This is a genomic window from Nocardioides caricicola (assembly GCF_039541135.1).
GTDB lineage: Bacteria > Actinomycetota > Actinomycetes > Propionibacteriales > Nocardioidaceae > Nocardioides > Nocardioides caricicola.
Genome location: NZ_BAABFQ010000003.1, coordinates 706,028 through 729,758 on the forward strand (window position 1 = coordinate 706,028; position 23,731 = coordinate 729,758).

The window sequence follows — 23,731 nt, forward strand, 5'->3', positions numbered from 1 at the left end:
GGTGCCCCGATCTAGCGTCGTTTCCATGTCCAGCGCCGTTCAGGGTGCGACGTCCCGGTGGGAGTCGCAACGCAGTTTCGACGAGCTGGGCCGCCCGCTGCGCGACATCACGTTCTGCGTCGTCGACCTCGAGACCACCGGCGGCTCGGCCGAGGGTGGCGCGATGGTCACCGAGATCGGCGCGGTGAAGGTGCGCGGCGGCGAGGTGCTCGGCGAGTTCCAGACGCTGGTCAACCCGCACACCGAGATCCCGGCGTTCATCGCCGTGCTCACCGGCATCACCAACTCCATGGTCGCCGACGCCCCGCCGATCGAGTCCGCGCTGCCGTCGTTCCTGGAGTTCGCCGCGGGCTGCGTGCTGGTCGCCCACAACGCGCCGTTCGACGTCGGGTTCCTCAAGTACTTCGCCGAGCAGCAGGGCCGCGCGTGGCCGCGGTTCGAGGTGCTCGACACCGCCCGGCTCGCGCGCCGCGTGATCACCCGCGACGACGCCCCCAACTGCAAGCTCTCCTCGCTCGCGAAGGCGTTCGGCTCCCCGGTGACGCCCAACCACCGCGCGCTGGAGGACGCCCGCGCCACCGTGCACGTGCTGCACGGGATGATGGAGCGCCTCGGCGGCCTCGGGGTGCAGACGCTCGAGGAGCTGCAGACGTTCTCCTCGCGGGTCACCACCGCGCAGCGCAAGAAGCGGCACCTCGCCGAGTCGCTCCCCCACGCCCCGGGCGTCTACCTGTTCCGCGACGACCGCGCCCGGGTGCTGTACGTCGGCACCTCCCGCGACCTGCGCAGCCGGGTGCGGTCCTACTTCACCGCCTCCGAGACCCGCTCCCGGATGGGCGAGATGGTCGGCATCGCCAGCCGCGTCGACGGCATCGAGTGCGCGACCGCGCTCGAGGCCGAGGTGCGCGAGCTGCGGCTGATCGCCGAGCACAAGCCGCGCTACAACCGGCGCTCGCGCTTCCCCGAGAAGGTGCACTTCATCAAGCTCACCCGCGAGCCGTGGCCGCGGCTGTCGCTGGTGCGCCGGGTGCTCGATGACGACGCCGACTACCTCGGCCCGTTCTCGTCGCGGAAGACGGCCGAGAAGTGCCTGGCGGCGCTCCACGACACGTTCCCGGTCCGGCAGTGCTCCGACCGGCTCGCCAAGGCCGCCAGCCGGGCCCCGTGCGTGCTCGCCGAGATGGGCCGGTGCCTGTCCCCCTGCGACGGCAGCGTGGACGAGTCGACGTACGCCGCGGTCGTGCGCCAGCTGCGCGACTCGCTGCTGCGCCGTCCCGACGAGGTGGTCGACGCGATCAACGCGCGGATGGCCGTCCTGGCCGCCGACGAGCGGTTCGAGGAGGCCGGCGTGCACCGCGACCGGCTCGCCGCGTTCGTGCGCGCCGCGGCCCGCACCCAGCGGCTCACCGCGCTCACGCGCTGCCCGGAGGTCGTGGCCGCGCGCCGCGAGACCCTGTCGACCGGAGGGGGCGGCCGCTGGGAGGTCCACGTGGTCCGCTACGGCCGGCTGGCCGCCGCCGGCGTGATCCCGTCCGGTGCCGACGCGCACGACTACGTCGCCACCTTGCGGCTGTCGGCCGAGACCGTCACCCCCGCGCCCGGCCCGACCCCGGCGGCGACCGCCGAGGAGACCGAGAAGGTGCTGCGCTGGCTGGAGTCCCCGGGCATCCGCCTGGTCGACGTCGACGGCGAGTGGACCTGCCCGGTCGCGGGCGCCACGCGGCACCTCGCGGTCCACGACGCGGTCAACCAGTCGCGGCTCTCGCTGGTGCCGTTCGCCGAGCGCCGCGGGCTGTCCACGGTGCACCAACCGGTCCGTTAGTGTCCGTCGCATGATCACCGCCATCGTGTTCGTGAAGGCCGACGTCGCCCGGATCCCCGAGGTCGCCGAGGCGATCGCCGCGCTCGACGGTGTCAGCGAGGTCTACTCCGTGACCGGCCAGATCGACCTGATCGCGCTGGTGCGCGTGAAGGCCCACGAGGACGTCGCCACCGTGGTCGCCGACAAGCTCAACAAGGTGCCGGGCGTCAACGCGACCGAGACCCACATCGCGTTCCGCACCTACTCGCGTCACGACCTCGAGACGGCGTTCTCCCTCGGTCTGGACTAGGCGCCGGTCGTGCCCTGGCTCGAGGTCCTCGGGTGGTCCGGCAGCGCGCTGCTGATCTTCTCGCTGCTGCAGACCCGGGTGCTGCGGTTCCGGGCGCTCAACCTGGTCGCCTGCTGCGTGCTGGGCTTCTTCAACGCGGCGATCGGCGTGTGGTCGATGGCTGCGCAGAACGTCGTGCTCGCGGGCATCAACGTCTTCTTCCTCGCCCGCCTGCTGCGGGAGCGGCACGACGAGGCCGCGTTCGAGGTGCTCGAGGTCGACCCGTACGACGAGTACCTGCGCCACGTGCTGCGCGTGCACGGCGACGACATCTTGAGGTACCAGCCCGACTTCCTCTGGGACCCCGACCAGGACACCGACCACGCCTTCCTCGTCACCAAGGGCGACGAGACCGTCGGCGTCGTGATCGTGACCTGCGAGGGCGACACCGCCCGGATCCGCCTCGACTACGTCACGCCGCGCTACCGCGACTTCAGCCCGGGCGAGTTCGTGTGGCGCCGCAGCGGGATCTTCACCGACCTCGGCGTGCGCCGCGTCACGACGCCGCCGAACATGGTCAACGCCTACTACGACCGGGTCGGCTTCCGCAGCAGCGGCGACTCCTACGTCCTCGACCTGACCTAGCGGGAGCTCGCGGCCACCCACCGCTCGAGGGTGGCCTTCGCGGCTCCGGAGTCGACCGCCTCGCGGGCCTGCTCGATGCCGGCGGCCAGCGCCTCGGCGGGAGGCGTCCCGGGGTGGGCGTACACCGCGAGGGCGGCGCCGGCGTTGAGCACGACGGCGTCGCGCACCGCGCCGGCCTCGCCGTCGAGCAGCCGGCGTACGACGTCGGCGTTGTGGGCGGCGTCGCCGCCGCGCAGGGCCTCGGTGGTGCCGCGCTCGATGCCGAAGTCGGCGGGGTCGATCGTGCTCTCCCGCACCTCCCCCTCGTGCACCCACCACACCCGCGAGGAGGTCGTGGTGGTGAGCTCGTCGAGCCCGTCGTCACCGCGGAAGACCCACGCGTCGGCCCCCCGGCGGGCGAACACGCCGGCCATGACCGGCGCCAGCCGCGGGTCGGCGCAGCCGATCGCCTGCGCGCCGGCGCGGGCGGGGTTGGTCAGCGGGCCGAGCAGGTTGAACGTGGTGCCGATGCCCAGCTCCCGGCGGGCGACGGCGGCGTGCCGCATCGCCGGGTGGAACGTCGCGGCGAAGCAGAACGTGATGCCGGCCTCCTCGGCGACCGCGGCCACGCGGTCCGGCGCGAGGTCGAGCCGGATGCCGAGCTGCTCGAGCACGTCGGCGGAGCCGGACTGCGAGGACGCCGACCGGTTGCCGTGCTTGACGACGCGGGCGCCGGCGCCGGCCGCCACGATCGCCGACATCGTCGAGATGTTGACCGACATCGAGCGGTCACCGCCGGTGCCGACGACGTCGAGCAGCCGACCGGGGACGCTCAGCGGGGTCGCCGCGCCGTACATGGAGTCGACCAGGCCCAGGACCTCGTCGATGGTCTCGCCCTTGGCGCGCAGCGCGACCGCGAACCCGGCGACCTGCACGGGCGTGGCCTCACCGGAGAGGATCTCGCCCATGGCCCAGGCGGTCTGCTCCGCACGGAGGTCCGTGCCGGCGACGAGCGCGCCCAGGACCTCGGGCCAGGTGGTCACCTGCCCGCAGGCACGCGGGAGCGGAGCAGGGAGATCACGGTCTCGGCCAGCTGGATCGGGTCCAGCGGGTGCGGCACCGCGGCCTCCGCGCGCGACCAGGTCGCCAGCCAGGCGTCCTGGGGCCGGCCGGTCAGCACGACGACCGGCGGGCACTGGTAGATCTCGTCCTTGAGCTGCTTGGCGATGCCCATGCCACCGGCCGGGACGGCCTCGCCGTCGAGGATCGCCAGGTCGATCGCGCCGGCGTCCATGTTCTGGATCACGACCGGCTCGGTCGCCACCTCGACGTACTCGACCTCGGGCAGGTCGGGGTGCGGTCGTCGGCCGAGGGCCAAGATGACCTGCTGGCGGGTGTTCACGTCGTCGCTGTAGACGAGCACCCGCAGGGGCTCGGTCCGGGTGGTCGAGTCGCTCACGGCGGCGATGCTACCCGTCGGCGTCGGCGTCGTGGCGCGCAGCCGCGCGTTCTCGCGCCTCGATCAGGTCGAGGCGGCGGTCCTCCCGGGCGGCCTCCTTCATCGACGACCGCACCCACTGGGTGAACAGCACGCCGAACAGCACCAGGGCGACCAGGTCCCCCGAGCCCCACAGCAGCCCCCCGGCCAGGTGCTGGTCGTCGTACGGGTCGGGCAGCCAGGTGCCCATCGGTCCGTCGTGCAGGTTCGGGTACCAGTCGCCGCCGAGCAGCGTGTCCTGGCCCATGATCGTGACGCCCAGGAACGCGTGGAACGGCAGCGTCAGCACCACCAGCAGCATCCGGAACGGGTAGCTCACCCGCCCGGGGACGGGGTCGACGCCGATGATCGGCCAGAAGAACAGCGACCCGACGAGCACGAGGTGCACGTGCATCATCTCGTGCAGGTACGCCGAGTGCAGCGTCGCCTCGTACCAGCCGGAGAAGTAGAGCGCCCACGGCGAGATCACGTAGAGCAGGAACGTCAGCGGCGGGAAGGACAGCACCTTCGCGACCCGCGAGTGCAGCACCGCCAGCAGCCCGCGGCGCAGGCCGGGCGGCAGGGTCCGCAGCGCGAGGGTCACCGGGGCACCCAGCGCGAGCGCCATCGGCACCAGCATCGACAGCACCATGTGCTGGACCATGTGCACGCTGACCAGCGTCGTGTCGTACGCCGCCAGCCCGGACGACGTCGCGAACAGGAACAGACCCATCCCGACGACCACGAACGACAGCGTCCGGCCCCACGGCCAGCGGTCCCCGCGCCGCTGGAGCGTGCGCACCCCGACGAGGTAGAAACCGACCGCCCAGACCGTGATCACGAAGGGGACCGGCGCCAGCTCCCACTGTCCGAAAATCGAACCCGCGGAGAACCTCGGCAGGCTCGTCTCGAGGACTGTCACGGTCGCAATCGGCACTCTGTGAACTTTAGGACCCCGAAACACGGCACCCCGGGGTGCCCTCGTCCTCAGGTCACGACATAATGACGCCCGTGGCGACTGCAACAGCGATTCCGGCCTCCCGACTGCACGGGCACCACGACCGACCGAGCATGGTCAGCGTCGGGACGATCATCTGGCTCTCCAGCGAGCTGATGTTCTTCGCGGCCCTGTTCGCGTCGTACTTCACGATCCGGGCGGTCAGCCCAGAGCTGTGGGAGATGAACACCGAGCTCCTGAACATCCCGTTCGCCACGGCCAACACCACGATCCTGGTGCTCTCCTCGGTCACCTGCCAGCTCGGCGTCTTCGCCGCCGAGCGGGGCCAGGTCGGCCGCACCGGCTCGGTCCTCAACGTCAAGGGCTGGGGCCTGCGTGAGTGGTTCATCCTCACCTACGTCATGGGCGCGGTCTTCATCGCCGGCCAGGCCACCGAGTACGCCGCGCTCATCGCGGAGGGCGTGACGATCCAGGACTCGGCGTACGGGACGATGTTCTACCTCACCACCGGCTTCCACGGTCTCCACGTGACCGGCGGCCTCATCGCCTTCCTCTTCGTGCTCGGGCGCACCTACGTCGCGCGCAAGTTCACCCACGAGCAGGCGGTCAGCGCGATCGTCGTGTCGTACTACTGGCACTTCGTCGACGTGGTGTGGATCGGCCTCTTCGCGACCATCTACCTCGTCAAGTAGCCCCAGCAGACCGAACTACCGCAAGGACACAACGTGCGTCTCCTGAACCGTTCCGCCGGCCGGCTCTCCCGGCACCGTCGCGGTCCGCTCGCCGGCCTGGCCGTCGTGCTGCTCGGCCTGCTGCTCACCGGTGGCCTGTACACCGCGTTCTCGCCGGCCCAGGCGGGCTCGGCGAAGAGCTCCGCCGAGCAGATCGAGCAGGGCCGCCAGCTGTTCATCGTGGGCTGCTCCTTCTGCCACGGCCAGAACGGCGAGGGCGTGCTGGCCGAGGACGGCGAGAGCCAGCTCGGCCCGTCGCTGGTCGGCGTCGGCGCCGCCGCGGTCGACTTCCAGGTCGGCACCGGCCGGATGCCGATGGCGCAGCCCGGCGCGCAGGTGCCCCAGAAGAAGGAGACGTACTCCGAGGAGGAGATCGCCGCGCTCGCCGCGTTCGTCGCCTCGCTGGGGCCCGGTCCGGCGATCCCGGACGAGTCGGACTACACCCTGGAGGGTCTCTCCGAGGAGGAGCGCCAGCAGGCGATCGTCAACGGTGGCCAGATCTTCCTCACCAACTGCACGGCGTGCCACAACTTCGAGGGCTCCGGCGGCGCCATGCCGCGCGGCGGCTACGCCCCGCGCATCCGTGGCGTCGAGCCCCGCTACATCTACGAGGCGCTGCTGACCGGCCCGCAGAACATGCCGAACTTCAGCAACGGCAACCTCCCGCCCGAGAGCAAGCGCAACGTCATCGCCTACCTCGAGTCCCTCGAGGAGCAGCCGAACTACGGCGGCTTCGGCCTCGGTGGCTTCGGCCCCGTCCCGGAGGGCATGGCGGCCTGGCTCCTGGGCATCGGTGCCTGCGTCGGCGCGGCAGTCTGGATCGCCGCCCACACCACCCGTTCGAACAAGAAGAAGGCGGACGCGTGAGCGACCACGAGAAGGACGTGCCCGAGGACGAGCCCGGTCACGAGCTGTCCAACGTGCCGGACCCGGCCGTGACCGACGACCTCTACCCCAACCCGGGGCTGCCCGAGCACCACTGGCGGCCGACCGACGTCGACCCCAAGGCCGAGCGGCGCGCCGAGCGCCAGGTCGCGACCCTGTTCGGTCTGTCGGCGATCTGCACCGTGCTGTTCGTGGTCTCCTACTTCACCTTCGACGTGGGCGAGGACTGGGACACCATCGGTGGCTTCGGCGCGTCCAACCTGACGCTCGGCCTCGCGCTGGCCGGTGCGCTGCTGTTCATCGGCATCGGCATCATCCAGCTGGCCCGCAAGCTGATGGCCGACCAGGAGATCGTGGAGTACCGCCACCCCGCCGGGTCGTCCGAGGCCGACCGCGAGATGGCGCTGACCGCGCTGAACACCGGCATCGAGGAGTCCGGCATCGGCCGACGCCCGCTGGTGCGCAACTCGCTGCTCAGCGCCGTGGGCCTGGTCGGCGTCACCGCGCTCATCCCGCTGTGGGACCTCGGCCCCAAGCCGAACCAGGTCGGGCCGGACAAGAAGTACGACTACCCGGGCGCCGGCATCGAGAACACCATCTGGGTCGAGGGCATGCGCGTCGTGCGCGACGTCACCGGCACGCCCATCCGCCCGGGTGACCTCGAGATCGGCGACCTGATCAACGGCGAGCCGGAGGGCATCTTCAACGGCGGCGAGGACGGCGAGCCGCTCGAGGGCGTCGTGCTCCAGATCAACAAGTCCAAGGGCGCCGTGGTCGTCGTCCGGATGGAGCCGGACGAGATCATCCACGGCGAGGGCCGGGAGAACTGGGCGGTCGACGGCATCGTCTGCTACTCGAAGATCTGCACCCACGTCGGGTGCCCGATCTCGCTGTACGAGCGCACGACCCACCACCTGCTGTGCCCCTGCCACCAGTCGACGTTCGACCTCGCCGACTCCGCCAAGGTCGTGTTCGGCCCGGCGGCTCGTGCGCTGCCCCAGCTGCCGCTGGGCGTCGACGAGGAGGGGTACCTCATCGCGACGGCACCGTTCGACGAACCTGTCGGCCCTAGCTACTGGGAGCGTGGCTGATCATGGACACCACCAAGGTTGCCACCAGCAACACCACCACGGCCGCCACGGCGAAGAAGCCGAACCGCGTCGGCGCCGTCGCGGGCTGGGCCGACGACCGGCTCGGCCTCGCCGCGCTGGGCAAGAAGCAGCTGCGCAAGGTCTTCCCGGACCACTGGTCCTTCATGCTCGGCGAGATCGCGCTGTGGAGCTTCGTCGTCCTGCTCATGACCGGCGTGTTCCTCACGCTGTGGTTCACCCCGAGCATGGGCGAGGTCACCTACAACGGCTCCTACGACCAGCTGCGCGGCATCGAGATGTCCGAGGCATACGCCTCGAGCCTGCACATCTCGTTCGACGTCCGCGGCGGTCTGCTGATGCGCCAGATGCACCACTGGGCCGCGATGCTGTTCGTCGCGTCGATGATGGTGCACCTGCTCCGCGTGTTCTTCACCGGCGCGTTCCGCAAGCCGCGTGAGCTGAACTGGGTCATCGGCTGCCTGCTGCTGATCCTCGGCACGCTCGAGGGCTTCACCGGCTACTCGCTGCCCGACGACCTGCTGTCCGGCACCGGCGTCCGCGCCGCCGACGGCTTCATCAAGGCGTCCCCGGTGGTCGGCACGTACATGTCGTTCCTGCTCTTCGGCGGCGAGTTCCCGGGCGAGGCGATCATCCCGCGCCTGTTCACCGTCCACGTGCTGCTGATCCCGGGCCTGCTGCTGGCCCTGATCGCCGCCCACATGCTGCTGCTCGTCTACCACAAGCACACGCAGTGGCCTGGCCCCGGCCGCACCGAGCAGAACGTCGTCGGCTACCCGATGCTGCCGGTGTACGCCGCCAAGGCCGGCGGGTTCTTCTTCATCGTCTTCGGCATCACCGCGATGATGGGCGCCCTGCTCACCATCAACCCGGTGTGGAAGTACGGGCCGTACGACCCGTCCAAGGTCACCGCGGGCTCCCAGCCCGACTGGTACATGGGCTGGCCCGACGGCGCGCTGCGCATCATGCCCGGACTCGAGACCGAGATCTGGGGCGTCACGATCAGCTGGAACGTGATGCTGCCGATCCTGGTGCTGCCGATCGTGATGTTCCTGATCCTGCTGCTGCTGCCGTTCATCGACGCGTGGATCACCGGCGACAAGCGCGAGCACCACCTGCTCGAGCGGCCGCGCAACGCGCCGACCCGCACCGCGCTGATGGTGGCGCTGATGACGATGTACGGCCTCTTCTGGGCGGCCGGTGGCAACGACATCATCGCGATCACGCTGAACGCGTCGATCAACCAGATCACGTACTTCATGCGTGCCGCGGTGATCATCGGCCCGATCATCGCCTTCGTCATCACCCGGCGCTGGTGCATCTCGCTGCAGCGCAAGGACAACGAGACGCTGCTGCACGGGTACGAGACCGGCATCATCATGCGCTCCGCCGAGGGCGGCTACTCCGAGAGGCACCTCCCGCTGCCCGAGTCGACGGCGTACACGCTCACGGCTCGCGACCGCGACCCGGTGCCGAACGGCCTGCCGTCGGGTGGCACCGACGACAACGGCATCCCCGCCCCCGGTGGCGGCCGGCTCGCCGGTCTGCGTCACCGCCTCCGCACGCTGTACTACGCGGACAACGCGCAGAAGCCGACTCCGGAGGAGCTCGCCGAGGGCCACCACCACGCCGAGCACGAGCACGAGCTCCAGGCGGGCGTGGACGGCCACGCGGCCGACGGCCACCAGTTCGACGGCCACCACCTGGTCGAGGACGAGCACCTGCGCGGGCACTGACCGCACTACGAAGGCCGCCCACTCCCCCACGGGAGTCGGGCGGCCTTTGTGTTGCGCCGGAGCGGCCCGCCTGGCCGTCGGCTCAGGTCAGAGCGCCTCAGGTCAGAGTGCGGAGCCCTGCCGGTACTTCGCGTACGACGCGTTCCAGTCGCCGTAGCCGTTGTCGAGGGTCATCGGCTTGTCGCTGCCGGTGTACTGGACGACGTCGCCGCGCCGCGACATGGCGTAGAGCCAGCCGGCGTTCTCGGTGCTCATGCCCGTGCAGCCGTGGGAGACGTTGGCGTAGCCCTGGGAACCGACCGACCACGGGGCGGCGTGGATGAACTCGCCGGAGTACGTCAGGCGCATCGCCCACTGGACGTTGTCGATGTTGTAGGCGTCCGCACCGGTGATGCCGACGGTCTCGGAGTTCATCGTCTTGGAGTCGAACTTCTCGATGATCACCTTGGTGCCCGTGCGGGTGGTGAACGCCGGCTGCTCCCCGGTGGTGATCGGGATGGTGCGCAGCAGCTTGCCGTTGCTGAAGACCTTCATCTGGTGGGTCTTCATGTCGACCTTGTAGATGTGCGCGTCACCGACGTGGAAGTCGAGCTCGCGGTTCTCCTGGCCGTAGATGCCGTTGCCGGCGTCGACGCTGTTCACGTCGATGTCGACGTGCACGTCGGTGTCCGGCTTCCAGAACGTCTTCGGGCGCCAGTGCGCCTCGGTGCTGCTCAGCCAGTGCCAGGAGCCCTCCTGCTGCGGCGTGGAGGTGACGTGCATGTTCTTCTCGAACGCCGCCTTGTCCTCCACCGGCAGGTCGAAGGTGACGATCACCGGCATCCCGACACCCACGGTCTCGTCGGCCAGCGGCGCGACGGACGGGTAGGTCTGCTCGTCGAGGGTGAGGTCCTGGGTCGTGAACGACGCGGTGCGGGTGACCCGCTCGCCGTCCGCGCGAGCGGCCACCGTCCTCATCCGGTACGTCGTCCCGGGCTCGAGCCGGTCGGTCGCGGTCCAGCTGGCGCCGTCGGTCGACAGCTCACCGGCGAGCTCGCCCAGCGAGGACGTCACGGCGACGGACTCGATCGTGCCGCCCGTGGCGGACACGGAGACCTCCCGGTCGACCGGGACGCCGGAGGCGCCCTTCCTGACGCTGGAGACCAGCTTCAGGGGCGCGAGCGGGGTCTCGGAGGTGCTGGCCGACGGCTCGTCGGCCTCGCCACCGGGGAGGCTGTCCTTGGCCTGGCAGGCCGTCAGGGCGAGCGACGCGGTCGCGAGGAGCGCGATCGAGCACAGGCGAAGACGACGGTCGGACATGCTGAAGGCTCCCCGGGATCTACTGCGTGGTCGTGAGACCAGCGTAACCGGGGAGCCCCAGCGTGCCGATTCGGCGCGGCGTGAGAGTCGTCTCGGACGCTCAGTGAGCGTGCACGCCGCGGTAGTACTCGAAGATCCAGCCGATCAGGGCCAGCGTGCCGAGCATCATCCCGATGATGAACAGCCACCACGCGCCCATGGCGATGCCGTACACGCACACGCTCAGCGTGAGCGCGCACCACAGCGGCCACCAGGAGTACGGCGGGAAGAAGCCCAGCTCGCCCGCGCCGTCGGCGATCTCGCCGTCCTTGCGGTCCTCGGGTCGCGGGTCCATGTTCTTGGCGTGGAAGCCGAGGTACCCGGTCACCATGGCGGAGAGCAGGGTGGTCATCACCAGGGCGGACGTGCCCGTCCAGTCGCCGGTGATGAACCAGTACGCCGGGCTGACCAGCACGAAGAAGATCGTGCAGATCGCGAAGATCCAGGCTTCGGACTTCATCAGGCGTTGCCCTCCGGGGTGTCGTCGGTGCGCTCGTGGAGCATCTCCTCGCGGCCCTCCATGTCAGGAGCGTCCGCCGGCTTGCCCTCGCGGGCGGCCTCGTTGTCCTCGAGCTCGATCGCGGCCACCTCCGGGTGGTGCAGGTCGAAGGCCGGGGACTCCGACCGGATCCGCGGGATCGTCACGAAGTTGTGGCGCGGCGGCGGGCAGCTGGTGGCCCACTCGAGCGAGCGGCCCCAGCCCCACGGGTCGTCGGTGTTGACCAGCGGCGCCTTGCGGGAGACGTAGACGTTGTAGAGGAACGGCAGCGTCGAGGCACCGAGCAGGAACGCACCGACGGTGGAGACCTGGTTCAGCGTGGTGAAGCCGTCGCCGGGCAGGTAGTCGGCGTAGCGACGCGGCATGCCCTCGACACCGACCCAGTGCTGGACGAGGAACGTCAGGTGGAAGCCGATGAACAGCAGCCAGAAGTGCAGCTTGCCGAGGCGCTCGTCGAGCATCCGCCCGGTCATCTTCGGCCACCAGAAGTAGAAGCCCGCGAACATCGCGAACACGACGGTGCCGAACACGACGTAGTGGAAGTGCGCGACCACGAAGTACGAGTCGGACACGTGGAAGTCCAGGGGCGGGCTGGCCAGGATGATGCCGGTCAGACCACCGAAGAGGAAGGTCGTGAGGAAGCCGATCGACCAGAGCATGGGCGTGTCGAACGAGATGGACCCGCCCCACATCGTCCCGATCCAGTTGAAGAACTTCACACCTGTCGGTACGGCGATCAGGAACGTCATGCCGGAGAAGAACGGCAGGTCCACGGCGCCGGTGACGAACATGTGGTGCGCCCACACGGCGACGGACAGGATCGCGATGCCGAGGGTCGCGCCGACCAGGCCGATGTAGCCGAAGATCGGCTTGCGGCTGAAGACCGGCAGGATCTCGGTCACGATGCCGAAGAACGGCAGCGCGATGATGTACACCTCGGGGTGACCGAAGAACCAGAACAGGTGCTGCCACAAGATCGCGCCGCCGTGGGCGGTGTCGAAGACGTGGGCTCCGAGCTGGCGGTCGGCCTCGAGCGAGAGCAGCGCGCCGGCGAGCACCGGGAACGCGATCAGCACGAGCAGGCTGGTGACCAGCGTGTTCCAGACGAAGATCGGCATCCGGAACATCGTCATGCCGGGCGCGCGCATGCAGATGATCGTGGTGATGAAGTTGACGGCGCCGAGGATGGTGCCGAGACCGGCCATCCACAGGCCCATGATCCAGAGGTCACCGCCGACACCCGGCGAGCGGACGGCGTCCGACAGCGGGGTGTAGGCGAACCAGCCGAAGTCGGCCGCGCCCTGCGGGGTGAGGAAGCCGGACGCGGCGATCAGGCCGCCGAACAGGAACAGCCAGTAGCTGAACATGTTCAGGCGCGGGAAGGCGACGTCGGGCGAGCCGATCTGCAGCGGCATGATCACGTTCGCGAAGCCGAAGAACAGCGGGGTCGCGAACAGCAGCAGCATGATCGTGCCGTGCATCGTGAAGAGCTGGTTGTAGAGCTCGTCGTTCACGACCTGCATGCCCGGGTAGGCGAGCTCCGAACGGATCAGCATGGCCATCAGGCCGCCGACCATGAACCAGGCGAACGACGTGCCGAGGTACAGCTTGCCGATCAGCTTGTGGTCCGTGGTCGTGAGGATCCGCGCGACCTGCTCCCCCAGCCTGGGACGGCTGGAGACGCTGGTCGGGTGTGCTGCTGTGGCGGTCACTCCGCCCCCTCCTCGGACTCGTCGCCGGACTCGAGCCCGGCCTGGGTGCTGGCCGTCTCGCCGCCGAGAACCGGAGCGCCGGGGGTCTTGCCCTCGGCCTCGAACTCGTCGGCCAGCCCGGCGACGTACGCGTCGTACTCCTCCTGGCTGACGACCTTGACTTCGAAGAGCATCCGCGAGTGGTAGACGCCGCAGAGCTCGTAGCACTTGCCGGCGTAGGTGCCCTCGGCGGTCGGCGTGATCGCGTAGTGGTTCACCCGGCCCGGGATGACGTCCATCTTCATGAGGAACGCCGGGACGCCGAAGTCGTGGATCACGTCGGGCGAGTGCAGGTTGAAGCGCGTGGTCACGTTGACCGGCAGCACCAGGGTCGGGATGTTCGCGCCGGTGCCGGCCGTGTAGACGTACGACTCGTACGGGAACACGTCGTCGTCGAGGTCGTCGTCGGCGGAGCGGTCCATCTCACCGAGGCCGTAGTTGAACGTCCACGACCACTGCTGACCGGTGACCTCGATGGTGTTCTCCACCGGCGAGACGCGGTCCTCGTCCAGGACGTAGTTCTGCGTCTCCACGGTGTGCGCGAAGAACACGATCACCATGATGATCGGGGCGATCGTGTAGAAGATCTCGAGCGGCAGGTTGTAGCGCGTCTGCACGGGGATCTCGTCGTCGCTGCGGCGGCGGAACTTGAAGATCGCCCAGAAGATCAGCGCCCAGACGATGACGCCGGTCACCAGCGCGGCGATCCAGGCGCCCTGCCACAGGTTCAGGATCTGGTCACCCTGAGCGGAGGCGGGGTCCGGCATGGCGAACCGCTCCCACTCGCCCTGGGTCTCGGACGAGCAGCCACCCAGTGCCAGCGCACTGATGCCCAAGACGGCTCCAGCGGCCGCACGCTTGGGGAGTTGCAGACTCAAGGTCTGAGCCTCTCTCTCAACGATCACGGATAGCCCGAACACTATCGGAATCCAACCCCGAGTTGACCGGTGGGGCACCCGATAGGTTCGGCGTGTGACAAATGCAGCGGGCTACCTCGACTCCGCTTCCTCGGAGCCGCTGCACCCCGCCGCGCGCGAGACGCTGCTCGCGGCGCTGGAGCGCGGGTACGCCGATCCGCGCCGCGTCCACGGGCGCGGCCGGGACGCACGGCTGCTGCTCGACAACGCGCGCGCGGTGGTGGCGGAGTGTCTGGAGGTGCGACCGGACGAGGTGACTTTCACCCCTTCGGGTACCGACGCGGTGCACCGCGGGCTGCTCGGCATCCGCCGGGGCGACGGACCGGTCGCGTACGGCGCGGTCGAGCACTCCGCTGTCGTGCACGCGGCCCGCTGGGCCGGCCAGGAGCCGGTCGTGCTGCCCGTGGACCGTCTCGGACGGGTATCCGTGGCCGACGTGCCGCCGGTGAGCGTGGTCGCGGTCCAGAGCGCCAACCACGAGGTCGGGACCGTCCAGCACGTACCCGACGTGGACGTACCCCTGTTCGTCGACGCCTGCGCCTCGATGGGCCGCCTCCCCCTGCCCGAGCGCTGGGACGCCCTGGCCGGCTCCGCACACAAGTGGGGCGGACCGGCCGGCGTCGGCGTGCTGGTGCTCCGCAAGGGCACCCGGTGGCTCAACCCGTTCCCCGGCGACGACCGCATCGACGAGCGGTCCACCGGCTTCGAGAACGTCCCCGCCGCGCTGGCCGCGGCGGCCGCGCTGCAGGCGGTCGTCGCGGGCCGCACCGAGGTGAACGCGCGCCAACACGCGCTGGTCGACCGGATCCGCGCCGCGGCCGCGGCGATCCCGGACGTCGAGGTGGTCGGAGACCCCGTCGACCGGCTCCCCCACCTCGTGACGTTCTCCTGCCTGTACGTCGACGGCGAGGCGATCGTGACCGAGCTCGACAAGCGCGGGTTCGGCGTGGCGAGCGGGTCGGCGTGCACCGCGTCGACGCTGACCCCGAGCCACGTGCTCGAGGCGATGGGGGTGCTCACCCACGGCAACGTCCGCGTGTCCCTGACCCGCGACACCACCGACGCGGAGGTCGACGGCTTCCTCGCGGTGCTCCCGGACGTGGTTCGCGACCTGCGCGCCCAGGTGGGCCTGTGATGGAGCTGGACTGCCGCGGGATGCTCTGCCCGCTGCCGGTGATCGAGCTGGCCAAGCGGTACGCCGAGGTCGCGGTCGGCGAGCTCGTCGTGGTGCTCGCCGACGACGTGGCCGCGCGCACCGACATCCCGGCCTGGTGCCGGATGCGGGGGCAGGAGTTCGTCGGCGAGGACGGCCCGGGCCGCTACGTGGTGCGCAGGCTCAGCTGAGCCGCTTGAGGTGCGGCTGGATGTCCGCGGCCGCGTCGGCGCCGTACGACATCTCGACCCGCGCGAGGAACTGCGCCGGGGTGAACGTGTACTCCTGGGTGCCGACCGTCTCGACGACGTACGCCGCGAGCACGCACCCGACCTGAGCGGCCCGCTCCAGGCCGAGGTCCCACGCCAGCGCGGCGAGGAAACCGGCGCGGAACGCGTCGCCGACGCCGGTGGGCTCGACGGCGACCACGTCGCGCGCGGCCGGGAGCACGATCGGCTCCTCGCCGCGGCGGGTGATCCGGACGCCGTCCTTGCCGAGCGTCTTGACCTGGATCCCGACCCGGGCGAGCACCTCGTCCTCGGACCAGCCGGTCTTCTGCTCGATCATGTGCGACTCGTACTCGTTCGAGAACAGGATCGCCGCGCCGTCGATCAGCTTGCGGATCAGGTCGCCGTCGCTGAACGCGAGCTGCTGGCTCGGGTCGGCGATGAACGGGTAGCCGCGCTGGCGGCACTCGTCCGTGTGGCGGAGCATCCCGTCGGGGTCGTCCGCACCGATCACGACGTACTCCGGCGCGCCCACGCTCGCCACGATCGGGGCCAGCTCGATCAGCCGCGCCTCGCTCATCGCGCCCGGGTAGAACGACGCGATCTGCGCGCCGGTCGGGTCGGTGGTGCAGACGAAGCGCGCGGTGTGGCGGGTGTCGGAGATCCGCACGTGCGCGGTGTTCACGCCGTGCCGCTCCAGCCAGGAGCGGTAGTCGGCGAAGTCCTCGCCGGCGGCGCCGACCAGGACCGGCTGCAGGCCGAGCTGGCCCAGGCCGAAGGTCATGTTGGCCGCCACGCCGCCGCGGCGGATCTCCAGGTCCTCGACCAGGAAGGACAGCGAGATCTTGTCCAGCTGCTCGACGACGAGCGAGTCGGCGAACTTGCCCTGGAACGACATCAGGTGGTCGGTCGCGATCGATCCGGCGATGAGGAGGGGCACGTCGCGAAAGACTACCGATCGGTACTGCTACGAGTACTAATCGGTAGCGCTTACCGTCGAAGCATGAGCACCCAGCGCCTCGCCTACGACGACCTGTCGACCCCGGCCGAGATGGCAGCCGACGGCCTCGCCGTCCAGGCCTCGCTGACTCGTCCCCTGACCGTCGCCGCGCGCGACCTCGCGCGCGAGCAGCCCAAGCGCGGCATCGAGATCTCCGAGGCCGCGGCCCGGCTCGCCGGCGCGATGAACCTCCAGGTCGACGGCGACTGACCCGTCCCTCTGACATGCGAAAGCCCCGCCCGGCTGACCGGGCGGGGCTTTCGCGTGTGGATCAGTGGAAGCTGTCGCCGCAGGCGCAGGAGCCGGTGGCGTTCGGGTTGTCGATCGTGAAGCCCTGCTTCTCGATCGAGTCCACGAAGTCGATCATCGCGCCGTTGAGGTACGGGACGCTCATCCGGTCGACGACGACGGACACGCCGTCGAAGTCGGTGACGACGTCGCCGTCGAGGCTGCGCTCGTCGAAGAAGAGCTGGTAGCGCAGACCGGAGCAACCACCCGGCTGCACCGAGATCCGCAGCGCGAGGTCGTCACGACCCTCCTGCGCGAGAAGGCTCTGCACCTTGGCGGCGGCGACCGGGCTCAGGTTGATGGAGTCGGTACGACGGTCGGTGCTGGTCTCGACCTGCTCGGTCATGTGCGGTTCTCCCAAGTCGGTAGAGGAGGTCTGGTACTCCCCTCAATGGTCGCACACGGGGCAACTATTCCCGACTCCACGTGCGCGCCACCCGGGCGGCCAGGTCGGCCAGCGACCCGGCCGGGTCCGCGAAGGCCCGCTGCTCCCCCACCAGGTCGACCAGCGAGTACGCCGACTCGACGCCCAGCGCTCGCATCTCGCGCGAGCCCACGAGCACCTGCCCGGCCAGCGCGACGCACGGCCGGACCGCCTCGGCGGCGATCTCGGCCACGCCGTACGGGACCTTGCCGGAGCGGCTCGAGAAGTCGAAGGCGCCCTCGCCGGTGATCACCAGGTCCGCGCGCCGCGCCCGGCCGGCGAGTCCGACGGCGTCGGCCACCAGGCCGATCCCCGGCTCCCGGGTGGCGCCGAGCAGGAGCAGCGCGTAGCCGAGTCCCCCGGCGGCGCCGGCGCCCTTCTCGAGGGAGACCCGCCGGTCCGCGGCGGCCGCGAAGCCCTCCAGCCACCCGTCGAGCACCGGGAGCCGCTCCTCGGAGACCCCCTTCTGAGGACCGAAGACCTTGGTCGCGCCGAACAGCCCGGTCAGCGGGTTGTCGACGTCGCTCGCGGCGACCAGCTCCAGGTCGTACGCCGGCAGCTCGACGTGCGTGATGCCCTCCAGGCCCGCTGCGCCCCCGTCGAGCGGCCGGTCGGCGGTGGCGCCGAGCGCGGCCAGCAGGCCGGCGCCGCCGTCGTTCGTGCCGCTGCCGCCGAGACCGACGACGATCCGGGTCGCGCCGGCGTCGGCCGCGGCGAGCACGAGCTCGCCGACGCCGTAGGTCGTCGCGGTCTCCGGGCGGTCCGTCCCGCTCAGGTGCAGCCCGCACGCCTGCGCGGCCTCGACGTACGCCGTGGACCCGTCGAGCAGGAACGTCGCGGGCGTCGGGTCGCCGTGCGGACCCCGGACGGTCACCGCCAGCAGCTCGCCGCCCAGCGCCGCGTGCAGGACGTCGACGAATCCCGGGCCGCCGTCGGCCATCGGCGCGAGGTCCATCTCGTCGTCCGGCGCGTGCCGCCGCCAGCCCGCGGCGATCGCCTCGGCGGCCTCCACGGCCGTCAGCGTGCCGGCGAACTTGTCGGGGGCAACCAGGACTCGCATGGCCCTAGTGTGTCGGAGTGCTGATCCGCCCGATGACCCTGGAGGACGTCCCTCACGCCGAGCGGGTGAGCGACGAGAGCTTCTTCGCGCTCGACACGGCGTCCCGCCGTCCCGGTGAGCCCGAGGCACAGCGCCGCACGGAGCCGCACCGCGCGGCCTGGATCGAGCGGACCCGGCACTTCGTGCGCAACGACCCGGGCGGCTGCTGGGTGGCGGAGGACGAGACCGGCATCGTGGGGATCGCGACGTCGTTCCGCCGCGAGGTGCTGTGGTGCCTGGCGACGTACGCCGTCCTGCCCGGCCGGCAGGGCCAGGGCATCGGCAAGCCGCTGATGGCGGCGGCGATGAACCACGGCAGCGGCTGCACCCGCTCGATGCTGTCGGCGTCCGGTGACACCAAGGCGGTGCGGATCTACCGGCAGGCCGGGTTCGACCTGCACCCGCAGATGTACCTGACCGGCACCGTCGACCGGTCCGCGATCCCCGTCGTCGAGAAGGTGCGTGAGGGGTCCGCGGCCGACATCGACCTGATGGACTCGCTCGACCGCGCGGCGCGGGGCGCGGGGCGCGGGGCGGACCACGAGCTGATGCTGGGCTACTCCTGGCCGCTGCTGGTCTCCGACACCTCGACCGGCTCCGGCTACGCCTACCTCAACGAGCGCGGCCAGGTGGCCCTTCTGGCCGCGTCCAACCGGCGTACGGCGACGCGGCTGCTGTGGGCCGCGCTGGCCGAGGGACCGCCGGACGTGACGGTCCACCACCTCACCGGTGCGAACCAGTGGGCGCTCGACGTGGGGTTCGCGGCGCGCCTCGAGCTGCACCAGGAGGGATATCTCGCGCTGCGCGGGATGAAGCAGCCCGCGCCGTACGTTCACAACGGTGCCCTGCTCTGACTCCTGAGCCGCGAGAATAGGATCAAGCCATGACCACCGTGGACCTCCCGCTGCTGCCGCTCGGCCGCGGCGTCGACCTCAACAGCGAGCGGGGCGTGGAGTGCCCGGGCGACCTGCCCGCCGCCTCCGACCCGGACCTGGTGGCGCGCGCGCTGGCCGCCAAGGAGGCGCTCGGCGACAGGGTCTTCGTGCTCGGCCACCACTACCAGCGCGACGAGGTCATCCAGTTCGCCGACGTCACCGGCGACTCCTTCAAGCTCGCGCGCGACGCGGCCGCCCGCCCGGAGGCGGAGTACATCGTCTTCTGCGGCGTGCACTTCATGGCCGAGTCCGCCGACATCCTGACCAAGCCCGACCAGCAGGTGATCCTCCCCGACCTGGCCGCAGGCTGCTCGATGGCCGACATGGCCCGGCTCACCCAGGTCGAGATGGCGTGGGAGGCGATGGCCGCGGCGGGCGTCGCGGACTCCGTCGTCCCTGTCACGTACATGAACTCCTCGGCCGACATCAAGGCGTTCTGCGGCCGCAACGGCGGCGTGGTGTGCACGTCCAGCAACGCCGAGGTCGCGCTGGAGTGGGCCTTCGAGCAGAAGGCCGAGATCGAGGGGGGCGCGAAGGTGCTGTTCCTCCCCGACCAGCACCTCGGCCGCAACACCGCCGTGCTGAAGATGGGCCTCACCCTCGAGGACTGCGTGGTCTGGGACCCGCACCGCCCCAACGGCGGCCTCACGCCCGAGCAGCTGCGCGACGCGAAGATGATCCTCTGGAAGGGCCACTGCTCCGTGCACGGCCGCTTCTCCGAGGACGTCGTCGACGAGCTGCGCGCGACGATCCCCGGCATCCAGATCCTGGTGCACCCCGAGTGCAAGCACGAGGTCGTGCTGAAGGCGGACCTGGTGGGCTCCACGGAGTTCATCATCAAGACCATCGAGGCCGCTCCCGCCGGTTCGAGCTGGGCGATCGGCACCGAGCTCAACCTGGTGAAGCGGCTGGCCGCCGCCCACCCGGACAAGCGCATCACGTTCCTCGACAAGACCGTCTGCTACTGCTCGACGATGAACCGGATCGACCTCCCCCACTTCGTGTGGGCGATGGAGTCGCTCGTCGCGGGCACGGTCGTCAACCGGATCGAGGTCGACCCGGAGACCGAGAAGTACGCGCTGGTCGCGCTCGAGCGGATGCTGGCCCTGCCCGGCAAGACCGCGCGGGACTGACCCGGGCTAGGCCGGGAGCTCGAACCAGGCGCAGGTGCCGCCACCGGGCGCCTCGCTGAGGCCGATCCGGCCGCCGTGCGCCTCGACGATGCGTCGGCAGGTGGTCAGCCCGATGCCGGAGCCGTCGATCGACTCGTCGACCCGGGCGAGCGGCAGGAAGACCCGTTCGCGCTGGTCCGCGGGCACACCCGGCCCACAGTCGCGGACCTCGACGCGCCAGCGGTCACCGAGGTCCTCCGCCGCGACCTCGATGTGGGCGGGCTCGCCGGGACGCGTGAACTTCGCGGCGTTGGCGACCAGGTTCTGCAGCACCGCGCGCAGCTGGACCGGGTCTCCGGTGACCGTCGGCAGGTCCCCGGCGACGAGCGTGGCCCCGACCAGCGCGGTCGCGAGGTCCGTGCGCACGTCCTCGAGCACCGCGTCGAAGTCGACGGGCAGCCGCCGCAGCTCACCGCCTACCCGGGCGAACGAGAGCAGGTCGCGGATCAGCAGCTCCATCCGATCGGCACCGCCGATCGCGCGGCGGATCAGGAACGCGAGGTCGTCGTCGCGCTCGGGCCCGGCCTCGATGTCGTCGTCGATGGTCTTGAGCGCCATCGAGACCGCGGTCAGGGGGTTGCGCAGGTCGTGGCTGACCTGTCCCGCGAACGCCGCGAGCTGCTCGTTGGAGCGCTTCAGCTCCCGGGTCCGCAGCTCCAGCTCCAGCAGATCGACGACCCGGTCGGCGAGACCGACGAGTGCGTGCTCCTGCGCGTCGGTCAGCTCGCGCACCACGTTGTCGAACACGCAGAGCGTCCCGATCACGACGCCGTTGGGCGTCGTGAGCTGGTGGGTCGCGTAGAACTTGATCTCGTCGATCACCCCGTTGACGAACGGGTTGTCCATGAACCGCACGTCCAGGCTGGCGTCGGCCAGCACGATCGGCTCGGGCTCGCCGAGCGCGACCACGCACATCGAGTCGTCGCACGGGCTGACGCCGCCGGTGAAGCCGTACGTCGCGACCTGGTGCTGCTCGGTGTCCGTGATCAGGTTGATCGTGGACTTCGGGGTCTGCGCCAGTCCGGCCGCGATCTCGGCGATCGCCATCAGGTCGGCGCGGGGCGGTTCGGCGAGGACGCCGTACCTCTCGATCTCGGCGGCGCGGGCTGCGGGGCTCGACGTCGTCACGGATCGCACAGTAGCTCAGGCACCCCCGCGCTGGACGATGACCGGCACACCGCCGAACCCGCCGCTCTCGTCGGTGGTGGGCAGGTCCTCGTCCAGGTCTGCGAGGACGACCTCGTCGCCGGCCTCGACGCCGTCGATGACCTCGACCGTGGTCGCCCCGACGATCCCGGTCGTCACCGGCGTCCGTGCCGCCGCGCCGCCCTCCCCCACGACCAGCACGGTGCCGTCGCTGACTGCCGAGGCGGGGACGGTCACGACGTCCTCGGCGGCACCGACCACGACCGAGACCGAGGCGGTCAGCCCCGTAGCGAGGTCGAGCCGCTTCCTCGCCAGCGTGATCGTGACCGGGTACGTCGCGTCCTCGTCCGGGACCGTGCTGATCTGGGTGACCGTGCCGGCGAGCCCGGCCTCGGACCCGACCGGGGTGGCGACCGCTCGCTGGCCGACCGCCAGCTGCTGCACCTGGTCGCTGGTCGCGGCCACCTGGACGGTCGTGGTGCCCGGCGCGACGAGGACGAACACCGCCGTGCCCGACGACACCGAGTCGCCCTCGGCCGCGTCGACCGACACGACCGTGCCGGCGAACGGCGCGGTCACGGTCGCGGTGCGCAGCGCCTGCTCGGCGGCGACCACGTCGGACCGGGCGGCGTCGATCGCGGCCTGGTCCTGGGCGAGCGTGGCGGCGCTGACGGACGCCGAGCTCGACGGCTGGGAGGTCTGCGTCGTCTGCTGCTGCTGGACCTCGGGCTGTTGTGGTTGTTGTGGCTGCTGCACCTCGGGCTCCTGCTGCTGGGCCGCGGTGAGCGCGTTCGCGAGGTCGTCGAGCGCGACCTGCAGCGCGTCCTGGTCGGTCGAGACCTGCTCCTGGGCGGCCTGCACGACCACGAGCGCGTCGGCGCAGGCCTGGGCCGCGGGGTCCTCGGTGCAGGCCGTCTGCTGGGCCGCCAGCGCCGCCTCGGCGGCGGCGAGCGAGGCGCTCACCGCGCTCTGCGCGTCGGTCACCGCCTCCTGCAGCGCGACGAGGTCCGCGACCGCCGGGTCCGCGGCGGGGTCGGGGCTGGTGTCCGGCTTCGCCGCCGCCTGGGTCGGTGCCGCGGTGGTGCTCGTGGTGGTCGTGGTGGTCGTGGTCGTGACGGCCTCGACCTGGGCGCTCTCGTCGGCCTCGAGCTGCGCCCGCGCCGTGGCAAGGGCGGCGCGGGCCTGCTGGAGCGTCGTGCGCAGACCGGTGTCGTCGACGGCGCCGAGCACCGCCCCGGCGCGGACCGTGTCGCCGGCCTCCACCCCGATCGACGCGACGGTCCCCGACGTCGCGAACGCGAGGTCCGCACGCCCGGCGGGCTCCACCGAGCCGGTGACCTCCAGCGTCTGCTCGACGTCGCCGACGACCGCGGCGGCCGTGCGGTACGACGGCTCCTCCGCGCTGGCGGCGTACGTCGCATAGCCGACGCCGACGACCGCGATCGCGAGGCCGCCGGCGATCACGCGGCGCTTCACGACGGAGCCCCGGGCATCCGCCCACCGCACTCGCCGTCGACGGCCCTGGTGACGCTGATCGAGGTCGCGGTGAGCGCGCCGGTGTCGTCGGTGTCCCCCTGGGCGCTCACGCAGACGCCCGTCCGCACGGCATCGGCGGTCGCGTCGCCGGTGGTCGTGTACGTCGTGCCCGCACCGACCGTCACCGCGACCTCCCCATCGTTCGAGGAGACCGTGAAGCCGTCCGCGCTGACCGCGGCGACCTCGCCGAGGATGCCGAAGCCACCGGGCGGGCCGTCACCCTCGGGCAGGTCGCTGGGCAGGTCACTGGGCAGGTCCTCGGGCATGCCCTCCGGCCGCTGGGCGGCGCCGTCCGGCATGATCCGCACGGTGGCCGCGGTGCCGTCGTCGGCACTGGTCACCATCACGACGTCACCGACGGTGACGTCCTCGAGGCTCGCGTCGACCTCCTGGGTGAAGGTCGTGTCCGACGTCCACGACACCGCGACCTGGCCGGACTGGTCGCTCTGCACCTGCGCGGTCCGGCCGTCGACGTCCGCGACCAGGCCGGAGGCACCCGGAGGCAGCTGCCGCTGCGTCTGCGCGGTGGGCTCGTCGGTCGCCTCTGCCGCGTCGTCCGACGCGCCGCCGCATCCGGCGAGCGCCGAGATCAGCAGCACCGACGAGGCGGTGGCGAGGGTCATCCGGGTGAGTCTC

General features: G+C 70.9%; 25 protein-coding genes. 12 read left to right on the forward strand and 13 right to left on the reverse strand.

All coding sequences use genetic code 11. The annotated features are described in order from the left end of the window. Positions 1-25: 25 nt before the first annotated feature. From ABD875_RS05180 to ABD875_RS05190, 3 genes are read left to right on the forward strand one after another with little or no spacing between them, the layout of a single operon-like run. Positions 26-1,822, forward strand: coding sequence for a DEDD exonuclease domain-containing protein (locus tag ABD875_RS05180; RefSeq protein ID WP_345171888.1), 1,797 nt, complete (start codon positions 26-28; stop codon positions 1,820-1,822). Between the two features lie 10 nt (positions 1,823-1,832). Beyond that, the gene (locus ABD875_RS05185) at positions 1,833-2,111 is read left to right on the forward strand and encodes an Lrp/AsnC family transcriptional regulator (protein ID WP_345171890.1); all 279 of its coding nucleotides are present in this window, start codon (positions 1,833-1,835) and stop codon (positions 2,109-2,111) included. A gap of 9 nt (positions 2,112-2,120) precedes the next feature. After that, positions 2,121-2,735, forward strand: coding sequence for a hypothetical protein (locus ABD875_RS05190; protein WP_345171892.1), 615 nt, complete (start codon positions 2,121-2,123; stop codon positions 2,733-2,735). On the opposite strand, the gene trpD is transcribed toward ABD875_RS05190, so the two are convergent. From trpD to ABD875_RS05205, 3 genes are read right to left on the reverse strand one after another with little or no spacing between them, the layout of a single operon-like run. After that, entirely contained in the window at positions 2,732-3,757 is a 1,026-nt protein-coding gene (trpD, locus tag ABD875_RS05195; RefSeq protein ID WP_345171894.1) for an anthranilate phosphoribosyltransferase, read from the reverse strand. The two genes, ABD875_RS05190 and trpD, sit on opposite strands and share 4 nt — an antisense overlap. Then, entirely contained in the window at positions 3,754-4,173 is a 420-nt protein-coding gene (locus ABD875_RS05200; protein WP_345171897.1) for an Rv3143 family two-component system response regulator, read from the reverse strand. The genes trpD and ABD875_RS05200 overlap by 4 nt, the downstream gene beginning before the upstream one ends. A gap of 10 nt (positions 4,174-4,183) precedes the next feature. After that, a complete protein-coding gene (locus tag ABD875_RS05205) occupies positions 4,184-5,113 on the reverse strand; it encodes a cytochrome c oxidase assembly protein (RefSeq protein ID WP_345171899.1) in 930 nt (309 codons plus the stop codon). Between the two features lie 80 nt (positions 5,114-5,193). On the opposite strand from ABD875_RS05205, the gene ctaE reads away from it, so the two are divergent. The 4 genes from ctaE to qcrB are packed head-to-tail and all read left to right on the forward strand — an operon-like array spanning position 5,194 to position 9,610. Then, positions 5,194-5,841 carry an aa3-type cytochrome oxidase subunit III gene (ctaE, locus tag ABD875_RS05210; RefSeq protein WP_345171901.1) on the forward strand — a complete coding sequence of 216 codons (648 nt, stop codon included), beginning with the start codon at positions 5,194-5,196 and terminating at the stop codon, positions 5,839-5,841. Between the two features lie 33 nt (positions 5,842-5,874). Next, the gene (gene qcrC, locus ABD875_RS05215; RefSeq protein WP_379187521.1) at positions 5,875-6,747 is read left to right on the forward strand and encodes a cytochrome bc1 complex diheme cytochrome c subunit; all 873 of its coding nucleotides are present in this window, start codon (positions 5,875-5,877) and stop codon (positions 6,745-6,747) included. Positions 6,748-6,791: 44 nt separating this feature from the next. After that, entirely contained in the window at positions 6,792-7,856 is a 1,065-nt protein-coding gene (qcrA, locus tag ABD875_RS05220; protein ID WP_379187652.1) for a cytochrome bc1 complex Rieske iron-sulfur subunit, read from the forward strand. Continuing rightward, positions 7,856-9,610 (forward strand): cytochrome bc1 complex cytochrome b subunit, encoded by a 1,755-nt coding sequence (gene qcrB / locus ABD875_RS05225; RefSeq protein WP_417614422.1) that lies wholly within the window; start codon positions 7,856-7,858, stop codon positions 9,608-9,610. Before qcrA ends, qcrB begins: the two co-directional genes overlap by 1 nt. 102 nt (positions 9,611-9,712) lie before the next feature. On the opposite strand, the gene ABD875_RS05230 is transcribed toward qcrB, so the two are convergent. The 4 genes from ABD875_RS05230 to ctaC all read right to left on the reverse strand — a co-directional run bounded on the left by ABD875_RS05230 (position 9,713) and on the right by ctaC (position 14,076). Beyond that, positions 9,713-10,909, reverse strand: coding sequence for a L,D-transpeptidase (locus ABD875_RS05230; RefSeq protein ID WP_345171907.1), 1,197 nt, complete (start codon positions 10,907-10,909; stop codon positions 9,713-9,715). A gap of 100 nt (positions 10,910-11,009) precedes the next feature. Then, positions 11,010-11,408 carry a cytochrome c oxidase subunit 4 gene (locus ABD875_RS05235; protein WP_345171909.1) on the reverse strand — a complete coding sequence of 133 codons (399 nt, stop codon included), beginning with the start codon at positions 11,406-11,408 and terminating at the stop codon, positions 11,010-11,012. Continuing rightward, positions 11,408-13,159, reverse strand: a complete 1,752-nt coding sequence (gene ctaD, locus ABD875_RS05240; RefSeq protein ID WP_345171911.1) for an aa3-type cytochrome oxidase subunit I — start codon at positions 13,157-13,159, stop codon at positions 11,408-11,410. The genes ABD875_RS05235 and ctaD overlap by 1 nt, the downstream gene beginning before the upstream one ends. After that, the gene (ctaC, locus tag ABD875_RS05245) at positions 13,156-14,076 is read right to left on the reverse strand and encodes an aa3-type cytochrome oxidase subunit II (protein WP_345171913.1); all 921 of its coding nucleotides are present in this window, start codon (positions 14,074-14,076) and stop codon (positions 13,156-13,158) included. Before ctaC ends, ctaD begins: the two co-directional genes overlap by 4 nt. A gap of 94 nt (positions 14,077-14,170) precedes the next feature. Between ctaC and ABD875_RS05250 the strand changes: the two genes are divergently transcribed. Together ABD875_RS05250 and ABD875_RS05255 are read left to right on the forward strand one after the other, a co-directional pair. Further along, a complete protein-coding gene (locus ABD875_RS05250) occupies positions 14,171-15,250 on the forward strand; it encodes a cysteine desulfurase family protein (RefSeq protein ID WP_345171915.1) in 1,080 nt (359 codons plus the stop codon). After that, entirely contained in the window at positions 15,250-15,459 is a 210-nt protein-coding gene (locus tag ABD875_RS05255; RefSeq protein WP_345171917.1) for a sulfurtransferase TusA family protein, read from the forward strand. The genes ABD875_RS05250 and ABD875_RS05255 overlap by 1 nt, the downstream gene beginning before the upstream one ends. Here the strand turns inward: ABD875_RS05255 and ABD875_RS05260 are convergent. Beyond that, a complete protein-coding gene (locus tag ABD875_RS05260) occupies positions 15,452-16,435 on the reverse strand; it encodes a carbohydrate kinase family protein (RefSeq protein ID WP_345171920.1) in 984 nt (327 codons plus the stop codon). The genes ABD875_RS05255 and ABD875_RS05260 overlap by 8 nt on opposite strands. A 63-nt stretch (positions 16,436-16,498) precedes the next feature. Between ABD875_RS05260 and ABD875_RS05265 the strand changes: the two genes are divergently transcribed. Then, positions 16,499-16,705, forward strand: coding sequence for a hypothetical protein (locus tag ABD875_RS05265; protein ID WP_345171922.1), 207 nt, complete (start codon positions 16,499-16,501; stop codon positions 16,703-16,705). Positions 16,706-16,766: 61 nt separating this feature from the next. On the opposite strand, the gene ABD875_RS05270 is transcribed toward ABD875_RS05265, so the two are convergent. Both ABD875_RS05270 and ABD875_RS05275 read right to left on the reverse strand, forming a co-directional pair. Then, on the reverse strand, positions 16,767-17,129 hold the full coding sequence (locus ABD875_RS05270; RefSeq protein WP_345171924.1) for a HesB/IscA family protein: 363 nt from the start codon (positions 17,127-17,129) through the stop codon (positions 16,767-16,769). 64 nt (positions 17,130-17,193) lie between these two features. Further along, positions 17,194-18,267: a glycerate kinase family protein gene (locus tag ABD875_RS05275; protein ID WP_345171926.1), complete on the reverse strand. Its 1,074-nt coding sequence runs from the start codon at positions 18,265-18,267 to the stop codon at positions 17,194-17,196. Between the two features lie 17 nt (positions 18,268-18,284). Between ABD875_RS05275 and ABD875_RS05280 the strand changes: the two genes are divergently transcribed. Beyond that, positions 18,285-19,160 carry a GNAT family N-acetyltransferase gene (locus tag ABD875_RS05280; RefSeq protein WP_345171928.1) on the forward strand — a complete coding sequence of 292 codons (876 nt, stop codon included), beginning with the start codon at positions 18,285-18,287 and terminating at the stop codon, positions 19,158-19,160. A 29-nt stretch (positions 19,161-19,189) separates the two neighbouring features. Then, entirely contained in the window at positions 19,190-20,374 is a 1,185-nt protein-coding gene (gene nadA / locus ABD875_RS05285) for a quinolinate synthase NadA (protein ID WP_345171930.1), read from the forward strand. Positions 20,375-20,380: 6 nt separating this feature from the next. On the opposite strand, the gene ABD875_RS05290 is transcribed toward nadA, so the two are convergent. From ABD875_RS05290 to ABD875_RS05300, 3 genes are read right to left on the reverse strand one after another with little or no spacing between them, the layout of a single operon-like run. Continuing rightward, positions 20,381-21,541 (reverse strand): sensor histidine kinase, encoded by a 1,161-nt coding sequence (locus ABD875_RS05290; RefSeq protein ID WP_345171932.1) that lies wholly within the window; start codon positions 21,539-21,541, stop codon positions 20,381-20,383. 15 nt (positions 21,542-21,556) lie between these two features. Continuing rightward, a complete protein-coding gene (locus ABD875_RS05295; RefSeq protein WP_345171934.1) occupies positions 21,557-23,035 on the reverse strand; it encodes a permuted SH3 domain-containing protein in 1,479 nt (492 codons plus the stop codon). Further along, positions 23,032-23,718, reverse strand: a complete 687-nt coding sequence (locus ABD875_RS05300) for a hypothetical protein (protein ID WP_345171936.1) — start codon at positions 23,716-23,718, stop codon at positions 23,032-23,034. Before ABD875_RS05300 ends, ABD875_RS05295 begins: the two co-directional genes overlap by 4 nt. Positions 23,719-23,731 lie beyond the last annotated feature (13 nt).

Excerpts from the sequence above, each read along its gene's own strand:
- ABD875_RS05300 (WP_345171936.1), bottom strand. The coding sequence starts at position 23,718 with ATGACCCTCGCCACCGCCTCGTCGGTGCTGCTGATCTCGGCGCTCGCC.
- nadA (WP_345171930.1), top strand. The coding sequence starts at position 19,190 with ATGACCACCGTGGACCTCCCGCTGCTGCCGCTCGGCCGCGGCGTCGAC.
- ABD875_RS05275 (WP_345171926.1), bottom strand. The coding sequence starts at position 18,267 with ATGCGAGTCCTGGTTGCCCCCGACAAGTTCGCCGGCACGCTGACGGCC.
- ABD875_RS05180 (WP_345171888.1), top strand. The coding sequence starts at position 26 with ATGTCCAGCGCCGTTCAGGGTGCGACGTCCCGGTGGGAGTCGCAACGC.
- ABD875_RS05230 (WP_345171907.1), bottom strand. The coding sequence starts at position 10,909 with ATGTCCGACCGTCGTCTTCGCCTGTGCTCGATCGCGCTCCTCGCGACC.
- ABD875_RS05235 (WP_345171909.1), bottom strand. The coding sequence starts at position 11,408 with ATGAAGTCCGAAGCCTGGATCTTCGCGATCTGCACGATCTTCTTCGTG.
- ABD875_RS05270 (WP_345171924.1), bottom strand. The coding sequence starts at position 17,129 with ATGACCGAGCAGGTCGAGACCAGCACCGACCGTCGTACCGACTCCATC.
- ABD875_RS05265 (WP_345171922.1), top strand. The coding sequence starts at position 16,499 with ATGAGCACCCAGCGCCTCGCCTACGACGACCTGTCGACCCCGGCCGAG.
- ABD875_RS05185 (WP_345171890.1), top strand. The coding sequence starts at position 1,833 with ATGATCACCGCCATCGTGTTCGTGAAGGCCGACGTCGCCCGGATCCCC.
- ctaE (WP_345171901.1), top strand. The coding sequence starts at position 5,194 with ATGACGCCCGTGGCGACTGCAACAGCGATTCCGGCCTCCCGACTGCAC.
- ABD875_RS05255 (WP_345171917.1), top strand. The coding sequence starts at position 15,250 with ATGGAGCTGGACTGCCGCGGGATGCTCTGCCCGCTGCCGGTGATCGAG.